This is a genomic window from Acidihalobacter prosperus, assembly GCF_000754095.2.
GTDB lineage: Bacteria > Pseudomonadota > Gammaproteobacteria > DSM-5130 > Acidihalobacteraceae > Acidihalobacter > Acidihalobacter prosperus.
This window is the reverse complement of sequence record NZ_JQSG02000003.1, coordinates 286,318-298,981: the sequence shown is the minus strand read 5'-3', so window position 1 is coordinate 298,981 and position 12,664 is coordinate 286,318. Positions and strand designations below refer to the sequence as shown.

The window sequence follows — 12,664 nt, the reverse complement described above, 5'->3', positions numbered from 1 at the left end:
CGATGAGCCTGTTCAGTTCGGTATTGCGCGACGATTCGGATCGCCAGGCCTTTTGGTACAGTGCGGCGATCGGTGCGTTCGTGGGGTTGCTCATCGGTGCTGCAATGACCAGTCTTTGGAGTATCGTGCGTGCGCATGAGGACGGGCGGCTTTCCGCCGACACCCGCAAGCCGCCGGCGCCGGCCATCGCCTTGCACCGAGGTCCGCTGGCGCCGTTCGTCACGGGCTTCGTCGACCAGAACGGCAAGCCGGTGACCACGCACGACCTGCTCGGCAAGGTGCGCATCGTCACCTTCCTGTCGCCGTTAGGCGATCGCTACAGTCCGCTCGTGGTGTCCAATCTGATGAACCTGTACCAGGAACTCAAGGACGACGGCATGTTGGGCAAGCAGGTGACCTTTGTGTCCTACAATGTCGATCCGGCGCATACAGGCCCAGCGCAGATGGCCGATTTCTTCAAGCAGATTGCCGGCATCGATCCGCGTACCGCGGATTGGCATTTTCTCACGGCCCAGCCGGCAACGGTGCGCAAGCTGGTCACCGAGGGCTATGGCGTGCACTACCGCCAGATCGGCGACGCAGCGTACGCCAAGCTGTCCGCCAAGCAGCGCGAGGACGGCGAATATTTGTACGCCAAGGCGGTCAACCCGTTGAGCGCGCAATACAGGCCGGATTACCATGTGATCGGTCACGATGAACTCGTCGTCGTCGGGCCGCGCGACCACATCTGGGCGCGTATCCCCGACGCCAGCACCGTATCCAACGGCGAGCTGATGCGTTTCATCGCTTCCCTGCTGAAGCTGCCGGGCATGCCCGGTGCGGATCACGTGCCTCCGGCCGGCGGTCTTTAGCGCCGCCGGCGCCGGCTAATGGTCGGCGGCTGACGCGGGCGTCCGCCCGCCCAGCCAGGAGAGTATCTCGGATTCGCCGATCGGGCGGCTGTAGCGATAGCCTTGGTGCACGCGGCAACCGAGCGCGTCGAGCATCTCCGCCTGCATCCGCGTCTCGACGCCTTCCGCCACCACCTTCAGGCCCAGATGCCGCGCCACCGACAGGATGGAGCGGATGATTGCGGTATTGCCGTCGCCGTCGTCCTCGCGCAACTCGCGCACGAAGGACTGGTCGATCTTGAGCGTGGTGATCGGCAGCTGCTGCAGATAGCGCAGCGAGGAGTAGCCGGTGCCGAAATCGTCGAGCGCGAACCGGATGCCGTGTTCGGCGAGCTGACGCATCTTGGCGCGGGTCTCGCCGATATCGTCCAGCAACACGCTTTCGGTCAGTTCCAGCTCCAGGCATCGACCGTTCAGGTCGTGCGCCTCCAGGCAGCCCAGCACCCGCGAGACGAAATCGGCCTGGAAGAACTGGCGAGGGCTGACGTTGATCGACAGGGCGAAATCCGGCGCGCCGATCGGCAAACCCCTCCATCGAGCGAGTGCCGAGCAGGCGGACTGCATCACCCAGTCGCCTACCGGCAGGATCAGGCCGCTGTCTTCCGCCACGGGGATGAATTCGCCCGGCATCACCCGTCCGTGCCCGGGGCGGTTCCAGCGCAGCAGTGCCTCGACACCCACCATCCGCAGGTAGGTCGTGTCCACCTGCGGCTGGAAGAACAGCTCGAAGGTATTTTCTTCCAGGGCGTTGCGCAGGGCATTTTCGATGCTCAGGCGCGTGCGTACCGCATCCAGCATGCCGGGTTGGTAGAAGGCCAGGGCATTGCGTCCACGTTCCTTGACCTGGTAGAGAGCGGTGTCGGCGCGTGTCAGCACGCTTTCCGCATCCTCGTCGTGATCGTCTTGCGGATACAGGGCGATGCCGAAACTGGCCGTCAGGTGTAATGGCGCGCTGTGGTGGCGGAAGGGCGTCGCGAACAAAGTGCGCAACTTTTCGGCTGCCTGTTGCGCCTGTTCCATGGCACGCGCGGGTTGAGCGTCCAGCCCAGTGAGCACAACCACGAACTCGTCGCCGCCGAAACGCGCGGCGATGTCCTCGCCGCGGATGTTCTCCAGGAGCCGGAAGGCAATGGTCTGCAGTAGGTGGTCGCCGACCCGGTGTCCGAGCGCGTCGTTGACGCGTTTGAAGTGGTCGATGTCGATGAATACGGCGGCGCCGTGGTGTCGGTGGCGTCGGCAGCGCGTGATATCGCGGGCGAGGCGCTCGCTGAGCATGCGGCGGTTGGGTAGGGCGGTGAGAGTGTCGTGGCGTGCTTGAAAATCGAGATTCGCCTGGGCTTGTTTGTAGGCGGAGATGTCCTGAAAGTGGCCGACATAGTGGCTGGTTTCGCCATTCGGGTCGCGCACGGTCGCCACGGTCGCGCTGATCGGCAATCGACCGCCGTCACGCGTGACGAGCCGGCATTCACCGGCCCAGAAGCCGCTGCGTTCCAGCGCCTCGAACATCGAACGCCGTGCGGCCTCGCCAGCGTCGTCCGGCGACAGCAGTTCGCGCGCAGGGCGTCCCACCAAGGCAGTTTCGGCAAAACCCGATAGCCGCGCAGCTGCTTCGTTGATGCGCAAAATGTTGCCTGCGCGGTCGGCTATCAAAATGCCTTCCTGGCTGCGGAAGGCGGTGGCCGCGAGACGCAGATCGGCATCCGCGCGCACCTGGGCATGGCGTGCGCGGAGCAATTCTAGCAGGGTGTTGCGTGCGCGCAGGGCCGCGACCGCCATCATGACCAGGAACAGCATGGCCATGCAGGCCATCGCCAGGCTGACGGTGCTGTGTTCGAGCAGCAGATGTGCGATCAGCGGCAGCAACGAAGGCAACAGATAGGAGAGCGCCGCCGCCCACATGGCCGACAACGTGGTGACCGCGCCCGCGCCCATGCCGGCCAGCACGAAAACCAGGAACATTTGATGCAGCGGGTCGCCGGGTGGATAGAGCAGGAAGGCGGCGGCGCCCCACAGTGCGCCCGAAATCAGGACTTCCGTGAGGAAGCGGATTGTCCAGCCGCGCGTGGCGGAGAGTCGGGTAAGTCCACGGGTATAGCGGTAGTAGCCGACGAAGCGCCAGGCGGTCAGCAGCACGATTGCACCCAGCCAGCCGCCGACGATGTGCTTGGGGATCAAAGGGCTTTGCACCGCCCCCAGCACTGCCGCGTTGATTAGTGTCGCCAGCAGGGCAATGGGCAGCGCGCTGTACAGGATGCTGAGCTGGTCGGCCCGTATCTGCGTGGCGTCAGGGCCGTGCGCGGCGGCGGCAAATGAAAGATTCAAAGCCTTACCAGTCAAGGCGTTACTCTCTTTTATGGGTATAATTTATGAGGTATCCGCAGTATATCAAAACCCACGTGCGTTCGGGCGTGCCCCTAGCGCCAGCGCGTCAGGTGTCGTAGCAAGCGTCCGTCGATCACAACGAGACCGAGCAGGATGAGGCCCATACCCAGGATTTGCACCCTGCCGAGGTGTTCGCCCAGCAGGCTCGTGCCGAGGAGGATGGCGGTAACCGGCACGAGCAGCGTCACCAGCGAGACGTTGGTCGCGCCGGCGGTCGCAAGGATACGGAAATACAGAATGAAGGCGAGCGCGGTGGACAGTACACCGAGTCCGAATACCGCGCCGATGGCCGGCCAGGAAGGCATGGGCAGTGCCAGCGGGTGATCGATCGCGAAAGTCAACGGCAGCAGGATCAGGCTGGAGGCGGTGACCTGACCGGCGGCGGCGACCAGTGGCGACAGGCCGAGGGTTCGGAAACGGCGTCCGAATACCGTGCCGAACGCATAGCTGGTGGCCGCGCCCAGAATCGCCAGCTGGGCGAGCAGGACGCCGTGTCCCGGCGCGAACGCGCTGGGGCCGATCATCACCGCGACGCCGGCCAGACCGATGAGGATGCCGGTCACGCGCCCGTGGGTCAGTTTCTCGTCCCGCGTGAACGCGTGCGCCACAGCCGCGGTGAACATGGGGGTGGTCGCGTTGAGTATGGCCGCCAGTCCACTGCCGATGTGCGCCTCGCCCCATACGATCAGGGTGAACGGCAGGGCATTGTTGATCAGCCCCATTACCAGGAAGGCCTGCCACAGCGTGGCGCTGCGCGGCAGGGTTTTGCCGCGCAGCGCCAGCAGCAAGTTGAGCACCAGCGCGGCAAGCCCGACGCGCAGCAGTACGACCACGAGGGGCGGCAGCTCCAGCACCGATACGCGGATGAAGAAAAAGGAGCTGCCCCAGAGCAAGGACAACAGCCCGAGCAGTGCCCATTCGGTGGGCGTCATCGAGAGATTGAGTGCGGCGGCGCGTTCGGACGGGCGTGACATGGGCGTTTCGTTGCGGTGCCGGAGGGCGGGCGCGCAGCATAACGCAGCGCCGTCAAAAGCGGAGGATCGGCTAAGCGTGACGGTCGGAGAGCAGATCGGCAACCTCCCTGCCCGCTTCGAGCGCGCCTTCCAGATAACCGCCGCTGCGCGCCGACGATTCGGTGCCGGCGAGCATCAGACGCCCGTCCCACAGCGTGCGCGTCTGGTCGCCGAGTCCGTATTCGGGATGCCCTGGCGGGGGGATGGCGTCTTCCGGCGTGGCGGTCAGCGGGCTGTCGCTCCAGTCCTTGAGCAAACACTCGATCGGCCGGGCGGCGGCGCCGCCGAATAGGCGCTCGAGTTGCGCCAGGCCGCGTGCGATCAGACCCTCGCGGCCAATCGCGCGGCGCGCGGCGGCCGGCATGCCGTAGAAGCCGAACAGCGCGTACGGGCCTCCTTCGGCGGGCGAGGCGTCGTAGATTTCGGTGAGCGGGCCGCGGCGGCTGAAGGCTTCTCCCGACAGGCCCTGCTCGCGCCAGAAGGGGCGGTCGTACAGGGCCAGGAGTTTGGCGTGCGCGGCCATCCAGGTGGGTGTGGCCGCAAGCCTGCGGCGTAGAGCCGGGGGCAGCGGCGGGTCGAATGCGACCGTCGCCGCGAGCAGGCGCGGCGGCAGGGCCAGCACGGCGCGGCGCGCCCGCAGAATCGACGGGCCGGCGGCATCGCGATGGTGAACGGTCACGCCGGTGTCGGTCGCGGTCACACGGGTGACGGTCTGCCCCAGCCGCAGCCGGTCGGCCGGCAGGCTGGCGCACAAGGCCTCGATCAGGCGTCCGGCGCCGCCGACGAAGCGGCGCGACTCGGCATGCGGCGACTGATCCGACAGGCGCAGCGGTTCTGGCTGGGCCGCCTCTTCGTAGAGGCTGTCGCCGGATGTCGCCTGCTGGAACAGCGGCAGTCCGAGTTGTCCGATCAGCTCCGTCATCAACGGCTGGAAGGCGGGCCAGACCCAGGCCGGCCCCAGATCGAAGCGCGCGTCTGGCAAGACGGACGCAGCGGCGGCGCGGCTCAGAATACGCCCGCCGGCCCTTTCGCGGGCTTCCAGAACGCAGAAAGCGGCAGCCGAACGGGTCAGCGCGCGGGCGACGTAGAGCCCGCTGAGGCCGGCGCCGACGATCACACAGTTCTGCTCTTGCATGGTCTCTCCGGGGGGCTTCGATAGCGCGACTTTACGGGATGCGTGACGGATGGGAAACGCCCGCCCTCTTTATCGATCGGCGGTGCGGGGGTAATCTCGGCAGGTATAAGCTTGCCTGGCGCAGCCGTCGTACCCGCCGAGAACAACAAGAGTGTCAGCATGAGCAGCCAGACCGCCACGTCACGACTACTGCGCCGCCACCGCGGCCGCATCCGCTGAGCGTCAACATGCGCGTCGCCCTGTTTCCGTCCTGCATGACCGAAGGCTTTTTCCCTCAGGCGGCCGAGGATGCCCGCTGGCTGCTCGAGCGCGCAGGCGCGGAGGTGACGACGCCGCCCGCCGCCACCTGTTGCGGTCAGCCGGCCTACAGCACGGGGTATTCAGCCGAGGCGGTCGAGATGGTGGCGCAGTGCGTCGACGCCTTCGCGGACGCGGATTATGTCGTGCTGCCGTCGGGCAGCTGCGCCAGCATGCTACGCCGCTTCGCGCCCGGTCTGATGGCCGCCACGGATACGGCGGCCGCAGCCGACGCGCTGGCCGTGCGCAGCTACGAGCTGGCGCAGTTCCTAGACGGCGTGATCGGCTGGCATCCTCCGGCGGATGCGCTGGCAGGCCGGCGGTTGGTCATGCACCATGGCTGCCACGCCCTGCGCGAGCTGCATGCGGCCGGTGCCGCCGAACGCCTACTGCAGGCCGCCGGTGCGGAGCTGTTGCCCTGGGAGGCGCAAACGGAATGCTGCGGCTTCGGCGGTGCTTTCGCGGTGAAAATGCCGGCGGTTTCGGCCGCCATGGCCGATCGCAAGCTCGATACCTTGCCGGCGGCGGAAATGCTGGTCAGCGCCGACCCCGGCTGTCTGCTGCAGCTGGCGGGCCGCGCCGGCGCGCGCGGGCTGGGCCTGACTGTACGGCATCTGGCCAGCCTGCTGCGGGAGGCCGCCGATGGCCCATGAGCCGCGTATCGACTACCGCGTGAACGCGGAGACCATCCTGCGCGATACGCCGGGGGTGCGCGAGGCCGTGACCCGCGCCACCACGCATTTCGACGGCAGCCGCGAACGCGCCTACGGCGAGGTCGATGAAACCGCGCTGCGCGACTGGGCGGCCGGCCTGCGCCGCCATGTGCTCGCAAACCTTGAGCGCTACCTGCTTCAGGCCGAGGAACGCCTGACGGCCAACGGCGTCGAGGTGCACTGGGCGGACGATGCCGAGGATGCGCTTGCGATCCTCGAAACGCTGGTGCAGCGACATGAGGTGCGTCGCGTGGTCAAGGGCAAGAGCATGCTGTCCGAAGAGATCGGCACCAATGCCGCCCTCGAAGGACTCGGCGTCGAGGTGTTCGAGACCGATCTCGGCGAATACATCATCCAGCTTGCCCACGAGCACCCGAGCCACATCATCGCGCCCGCGATCCATCGCTCGGTGGAGGATATCGCGGCACAGTTCGAGACCCAGCTCGGCACCGCGCCGAACGCGGACCCGGACGCGCTGGCCGCCGCCGCCCGGGCGCGCCTGCGCGAGGCCTTTCTCACGGCCGACATGGGCATCACCGGCGCCAATTTCGTGGCCGCCGACAGCGGTACCGTGGCCCTGGTCGAGAACGAAGGCAATATCCGCATCAGTACATCGGTCCCGCGCGTGCACGTAGCCTTCGTCGGCATCGAAAAGGTGGTGCCGCGGCTGGCCGATCTCGGCGGCCTGCTGCCGCTGATCAGCCGCGCCGCCACCGGCCAGCGGCTCGGCAACTATGTCAGCCTGATTTCCGGCCCGCGCCGCGCCGACGAGCCGCATGGCCCGGAGGCGGTGCATGTGATCTTCGTCGACAACGGTCGCAGCGCGCTGCTCGACGACCCGGAGCAGGGCGAGGCACTGGCTTGCATCCGCTGCGGCGCCTGCCTCAATACCTGCCCGGTGTTCCGTCAGACCGGCGGACACCCCTATCAATGGGCCTACTCGGGGCCGATCGGCGCGGTGCTCGCCCCTGCGCTGCTCGGGCTGGAGCGCGCCTGGATGCTGCCGCAGGCCTCGACCCTGTGCGGCGCCTGCGAGGACGTCTGCCCGGTACGCATCCCGCTGCCGCGGATGCTGGTCACCTGGCGTCAGCGCGCGGCCGCCGCCGGGTACGGCTTCGCCGGCGAGGCGATGGCGGTCAAGGCCTACCGCTGGATGGCCGCTCGGCCAGGGCTGTTCCACCGCGCGACCCGGCTCGTGGGCGGGCCACTCGGACAGGCCCTCGGCAGTGCGCCGGTGCTTCGGGAATGGACGCGTTATCGCGATCTCCCGGGCGCGGACGATGACGGGAGAGACGAGACATGAAGTCGGCGATGCGTGCGCGTTTACGTGCCACCTCGGCGCGCCGTCCCGATCCCGGCCTGGCCGCCGCGCCGACGCGGCCGCCGGTGGATGACCCTCGTGCATTGCTCGAGCAGCGTTTCGGCGACAACGGTATCGAATGGCTGGTGTTCGCGAGCGAGGCGGAGGCGCGCACATGGCTGGCGGGATTCGCGGCCGATTTCGACGGTGCTGCGGTCAGCGAATGGGTGCCGGCGTCGCTGGCGCCGCCCCTGCCGGAAATGCCGCCGGAGACCGCCGCGCTCGGCGTCAGCCGGGCGCGGCTGGCGGTGGCCGAGTCGGGCACGCTGATCCTCGATGCGCGCGAAGGCCGGCGCACGCACCTGCTGCCGCCCGTGCATCTGATCTGGCTGGCGGCCGATGACGTGGTTGCGGACCTGCCCACGGCGCTTGCGCGCCTCGGCGGCGCGCTGCCCTCCGCGCTCGGCCTGCACTCCGGTCCCTCGCGCTCCGCCGACATCGGCGGTGTGCTGGTGCAGGGCGTGCATGGCCCCGGCCGGGTGCTGGTGGTCATGCTGCCGTCTATTTCCCCGATCTCCGCGCTCGGGTAAGCTCAGCCCACTTCGGGTCGGGCGGGCGTTGCCGCCGGCCGCCACCGCAACGGGCACTTCCGCATGGCGTATGTCTATCTCATGGTGGCGATCCTGAGCGAGGTCGTCGCCACCACCGCCCTCAAGGCGGCGGCCGGATTCACCCGTCCGCTGCCCAGCCTGATCGTGGTGATCGGCTACGGCACGGCGTTCTATTGCCTCAGCCAAGTGCTGCGCAGCCTGCCGGTCAGCATCACCTATGCGATCTGGTCCGGTCTCGGCATCGTCCTGGTGACCCTTGCCGGGGCCGTGGTCTACCGTCAGGTGCCTGACGGCCCCGCCTGGATCGGCATGGGCCTGATCGTGGCCGGGGTGCTCGTCATCAATCTCTATTCCCGTACCGTGGTGCACCCATGAATCGATGTAGACCCTCACGCGCGCTCGCCTTCGCCATGCTGGCCGGACTGACGCTCGGCAGCGGCGCGCAGGCCGACGCGCTTTACCGCATTACCGATCTCGATCTGCTGCCCGGTGGCCGCGGCAGCCAGGCCACGGCCATCAACGCGCGTGGCGAGGTGGCCGGTTCTGCGGTGAATCGTCACGGCGTGCTGCATGCGGTGCGCTGGCGACCCCGCCGCGAAGCGCAGGATCTGGGCTTGCTGCCGGGGGCGCACAACGCGCGCGCCTTCGGCATCAGCGCACGCGGCGAGGTGACCGGTGAAATGGGCATGCGCAGCGGTGACGAGCAGGCCTTTGTGTGGCGCCCGCGCTACGGGCTGCGGGCCCTCGGCACCCTGGGCGGGCGCAACAGCGTCGGATTCGGCATCAATGCCGTCGGCGAGGTGACCGGCACGGCCGACACCCGCAAGGGCCGGGGGCACGCCTTCCTGTGGCGACCGGGGCGCGGCATGCGCGATCTCGGTACGCTCGGCGGGCACGGCAGCGATGGCATCGCGATCAACGCGCGCGGCGAAGTCGTGGGCCAGTCGACCACGCGCGCCGGCTCGATGCGCGCCTTCATCTGGACCCATTCGCGCGGCATGACCGACCTCGGCACCCTGGGCGGACGCAACAGCAACGCCACGGCGATCGACGATCGCGGCGCGATCACCGGTGCCGCCGAAACCTCGGCCCATGTGATGCACGCCTTCCTGTGGACGCCGGATGCCGGCATGCGCGATCTTGGCAGCCTCGGCGGTACCAGCACCGGCCTCGGCGTCAACGGGCACGACGAGGTGGTCGGCATGTCGATGACCGCCAAAGGGGCCATGCGCGCCTTCCTGTGGACGCCGGCGACGGGCATGCGTGCGCTCGATGCGCTGATCCCGAAAGGCAGCGGCTGGACGCTGGTGATGGCCAATGCGATCAATGCGCGCGGCCAGATCGTGGGCGTGGGGCGCTTCCATGGCGAGGAGCATGCCTTCGTGCTGACGCCGCGCCACGAACAGCGGCATGACGACAGGGACGGCGCACGCTGAAGCGACGCGCGCGGCGGAGACGACGGACTGCGCCGCAAGACCCGTACGGACAAGGAGGGAAGGTCATGCAGATCGTCATCTTGTTGTTCGACGAAGTCGAGGTGCTCGACTTCGCCGGTCCATTCGAAGTCTTTTCGACCGCCTCGCGCGTGGCGCGTCGCGAGGGCCGCGAGGCGCCCTTTACGGTCGCCACCGCGGCGCTGACGGCCGCGCCGGTGCGGGCGCGCGGCGGCCTGCGCGTGACGCCCGACCACGCGTTGGCCGATTGCCCCAAGGCCGATCTGCTGCTGGTGCCGGGAGGCGACGTGAGCGGTGCGTTGCGTCAGCCGGCGCTGATCGACTGGATCGCGCAGACTTCGGCGCCGGCCTCGCTCACGGCTTCCGTGTGCACCGGTGCCTTCCTGCTGGCCGAGGCCGGCTTGCTGGACGGCCGTCGGGTGACCACGCACTGGGAGGACGTCGACGATCTCGCGCGTGCTTACCCCAGGCTGGAGGTGGTTTCCGGCATGCGCTGGGTGGATGGCGGCGATCGCGTCACTTCCGCCGGGATCACCGCCGGCATCGACATGAGCCTGCATCTGGTCGCCCGCCTGGACGGCGACGCCCTGGCGCTCGCCACCGCCCGGCAGATGGATTTCGAATGGCGACGTGTGGGGGTGTGAGGCCGTCCGCGCCTACAGCGACAGCATCAGCTTGCCCGCGAAGACGATGAGCACGGCACCCATGGTGCGCTCGAACCAGGGACCCATGCGTTCGAAGACCCGCCGCGTGCGCGGATGCGTGAAGAACACGCTCACGAACACGAACCACAGCGCGTTGACCATGCACATCCAGGCGCCGAACAGGATCTGAATTTTCATCGGCGTGCCCGGATTGATCACGGTCGTGAAGATGGCGAGGAAGAACAGCGTGGCCTTGGGGTTGGTCGCGTTGGTGAGAAAGCCGGTCCAGAATGCCTTCCTGATGCTCTGTGCCGGCACCCGCGCCGCCGCCCGCCCGTCGCCGGTCGCCAGTTCCGGGATCGACTGGATCGGGCTGGCATGGCTGCGCAGCATGTTGATGCCGAGATACACGATATAGGCGCCGCCGACGATCTTCGCCGTGCCCAGCAGCCATGGCGTGGCGTGGATCAGGGCGCCCACGCCAATCAGGGTATACAGCACGTGCAGCGAAATGCCGGCGCCGATGCCGATGGCGGTGACGATCCCGGCCAGCCGGCCGTGGCGGATGCTTTGACGCACTGTGATCACGAAGTCCGGGCCGGGGATGACCACGGCCATGAAGTGGATCGTGGCCAGCGTGATGAATTCGTGCAGGTAGTCGATGGACATGGTCAGCTCCAGAAGACCAGCGGCGAGGCGCGGTCGCGGTATCCGATGAAACATGACAGGCTCAGCCGCGGTTGCGGCTGACCGGGCGTCACGGCGTGCATTTTCGTCGAGTCGAAGAGAATCAGATCGCCCGCCTGCGGGCGCAGCTCGACATCGGGTCGGCCGAGCAGGTCCGGGTGGATGCCGTAGCAGTCGCCGCGCCGCGCATCGAAATCCGCAGGCGTCATGAGGCGGTCCCAGATCTGCAGGGCGCCGCCGCGCTCCGGCATCTGCAGGTAGACGTTGCAGGCGAGTTGCGCCCGCAGGCTGTGCGCCTCCTGCGTGTCCGGCGCGTCCTTGGCGAAGATGTCGTGATGGGCGAGGAAGTGCACGCCAGGCTCCACGACGCGCGACAGCCCGACGTGCATCTTGCGGCCGTACAGGGTGGCGAGATGGGCGCCGGCCGGCCACAGTTCGTCGAGCATGCAGCGCAACATGTCCATCGGCGAGAGATAGGGCGCGCATCGTGCGCGCAGTTCGCGGATGCCCCTCAAGGCCTCGTCGAAATACTTTTCCACCAACGCCGGCCTGCGTTCCGTTTCGTAGAAGGCCATGCCGATGCGCCCGATGCTCGGCGCGTTGATGTAGCGGGAAAAACCGCCGCAGAGGATGCGCTCGCCGATCCGGAAGGCAAGGTCGGGGGGGATGAAGGATCGGACCACGGCCGCGACGTCCGTACCGCCGACCAGCCGTTCGAGCAGGGGCAAATTCAAGGTGCTGTGCTCGCTGTACATGACGCCTCCGGTGGATCGCAGGGGTCCCGGTGCGGCGATTTCCGGCTTGAGCCGGTACGCGGCGTTATGTGCGTACGTCATAGCGAAGGGTGGCCGTGCCCTTCGAATCGTGGACGCCTTTCAGCACGATGCCGCCGATCTCCCCCGTCGAGGCGACGTGCGTGCCGCCGCAGGGAAAGGGCGGCAGTTCGCCGAAGCCGACGGTGCGAAAGCCTTTCGCGTCGACGATCGTCTGTTTTGGCAGGTTGCGGCGCAGCAGGTCGTCGAGGTGCGCCTGTAGCGTGGCCTCGTCGAGCGGCTGCGCCTGCTCGCCGGGCTTGAAGGTCACGCTGGCCTGATCGCGCGCGTGCTGGGCCTTGATTGGCTGCCAGCCGAGCAGCGCGCCCACGTGGCCGATGAGATGCCCTGCCGAATGCAGCCGCGAATGCAGATGACGCAGTGCCTCGTCGACGTGAATGTCAATTTCGCCACGCGCGACCGGCGCCTCGGCATGGTGCACGATGTCGCCCTGTTCCTGGCTGACGTGCAGCACGCGAACGCCGCCGATCCAGCCCTGGTCGGCGGGCTGGCCGCCGCCCTGGGGGTGAAACAGGGTTTCGTCCATGACGATGCGGTAGGTATTGCCATCGTCGCTGCCGCTGCACGAGAGTACGCGAGCATGGGAGGCCAGCTCGTCGCTGAGAAAATATTTGCGCAGGGTCATCGTCGCGGTATCCGGTTGATGCGTATACGAGTATATCGACCGCCCGGCAAGCTGATAACATGGTGTTTCGTCAAATGGCT

General features: G+C 67.7%; 13 protein-coding genes. 7 read left to right on the top strand and 6 right to left on the bottom strand.

Annotation, left to right across the window (positions count from 1 at the left end; all coding sequences use genetic code 11):
* The first annotated feature begins 2 nt into the window (after positions 1-2).
* Positions 3-851 carry an SCO family protein gene (locus THPRO_RS08120; RefSeq protein WP_038090478.1) on the top strand — a complete coding sequence of 283 codons (849 nt, stop codon included), beginning with the start codon at positions 3-5 and terminating at the stop codon, positions 849-851.
* 15 nt (positions 852-866) lie between these two features.
* On the opposite strand, the gene THPRO_RS08115 is transcribed toward THPRO_RS08120, so the two are convergent.
* The 3 genes from THPRO_RS08115 to THPRO_RS08105 form a co-directional block, all read right to left on the bottom strand.
* The gene (locus tag THPRO_RS08115; RefSeq protein WP_145930757.1) at positions 867-3,227 is read right to left on the bottom strand and encodes a putative bifunctional diguanylate cyclase/phosphodiesterase; all 2,361 of its coding nucleotides are present in this window, start codon (positions 3,225-3,227) and stop codon (positions 867-869) included.
* Positions 3,228-3,304: 77 nt separating this feature from the next.
* A complete protein-coding gene (locus THPRO_RS08110) occupies positions 3,305-4,246 on the bottom strand; it encodes a DMT family transporter (protein WP_236717278.1) in 942 nt (313 codons plus the stop codon).
* A gap of 70 nt (positions 4,247-4,316) precedes the next feature.
* Positions 4,317-5,420 (bottom strand): flavin monoamine oxidase family protein, encoded by a 1,104-nt coding sequence (locus tag THPRO_RS08105; protein ID WP_065089479.1) that lies wholly within the window; start codon positions 5,418-5,420, stop codon positions 4,317-4,319.
* 227 nt (positions 5,421-5,647) lie between these two features.
* Here THPRO_RS08105 and THPRO_RS08100 point away from each other — a divergent pair, with 227 nt between their 5' ends.
* From THPRO_RS08100 to THPRO_RS08075, 6 genes are all read left to right on the top strand, one after another.
* On the top strand, positions 5,648-6,370 hold the full coding sequence (locus tag THPRO_RS08100) for a (Fe-S)-binding protein (protein ID WP_038090480.1): 723 nt from the start codon (positions 5,648-5,650) through the stop codon (positions 6,368-6,370).
* Complete coding sequence (locus THPRO_RS08095) at positions 6,360-7,733, top strand: lactate utilization protein B (protein WP_052064372.1); 1,374 nt, start codon at positions 6,360-6,362, stop codon at positions 7,731-7,733. The genes THPRO_RS08100 and THPRO_RS08095 overlap by 11 nt, the downstream gene beginning before the upstream one ends.
* Positions 7,730-8,320 carry a LutC/YkgG family protein gene (locus THPRO_RS08090; RefSeq protein WP_038090485.1) on the top strand — a complete coding sequence of 197 codons (591 nt, stop codon included), beginning with the start codon at positions 7,730-7,732 and terminating at the stop codon, positions 8,318-8,320. The genes THPRO_RS08095 and THPRO_RS08090 overlap by 4 nt, the downstream gene beginning before the upstream one ends.
* A gap of 63 nt (positions 8,321-8,383) precedes the next feature.
* Positions 8,384-8,716 carry a DMT family transporter gene (locus THPRO_RS08085; RefSeq protein WP_038090487.1) on the top strand — a complete coding sequence of 111 codons (333 nt, stop codon included), beginning with the start codon at positions 8,384-8,386 and terminating at the stop codon, positions 8,714-8,716.
* Positions 8,713-9,777 (top strand): hypothetical protein, encoded by a 1,065-nt coding sequence (locus THPRO_RS08080; protein WP_082954533.1) that lies wholly within the window; start codon positions 8,713-8,715, stop codon positions 9,775-9,777. The genes THPRO_RS08085 and THPRO_RS08080 overlap by 4 nt, the downstream gene beginning before the upstream one ends.
* Positions 9,778-9,842: 65 nt before the next feature.
* On the top strand, positions 9,843-10,439 hold the full coding sequence (locus tag THPRO_RS08075; protein ID WP_038090490.1) for a DJ-1/PfpI family protein: 597 nt from the start codon (positions 9,843-9,845) through the stop codon (positions 10,437-10,439).
* Between the two features lie 12 nt (positions 10,440-10,451).
* Here the strand turns inward: THPRO_RS08075 and THPRO_RS08070 are convergent, their stop codons facing one another.
* From THPRO_RS08070 to THPRO_RS08060, 3 genes are all read right to left on the bottom strand, one after another.
* Positions 10,452-11,108, bottom strand: a complete 657-nt coding sequence (locus THPRO_RS08070) for a LysE family translocator (RefSeq protein WP_065089477.1) — start codon at positions 11,106-11,108, stop codon at positions 10,452-10,454.
* A 2-nt stretch (positions 11,109-11,110) separates the two neighbouring features.
* Positions 11,111-11,881: a 2OG-Fe(II) oxygenase gene (locus THPRO_RS08065; RefSeq protein ID WP_065089476.1), complete on the bottom strand. Its 771-nt coding sequence runs from the start codon at positions 11,879-11,881 to the stop codon at positions 11,111-11,113.
* 64 nt (positions 11,882-11,945) lie between these two features.
* On the bottom strand, positions 11,946-12,584 hold the full coding sequence (locus THPRO_RS08060; protein ID WP_038090492.1) for an alanyl-tRNA editing protein: 639 nt from the start codon (positions 12,582-12,584) through the stop codon (positions 11,946-11,948).
* Between the last annotated feature and the right edge of the window lie 80 nt (positions 12,585-12,664).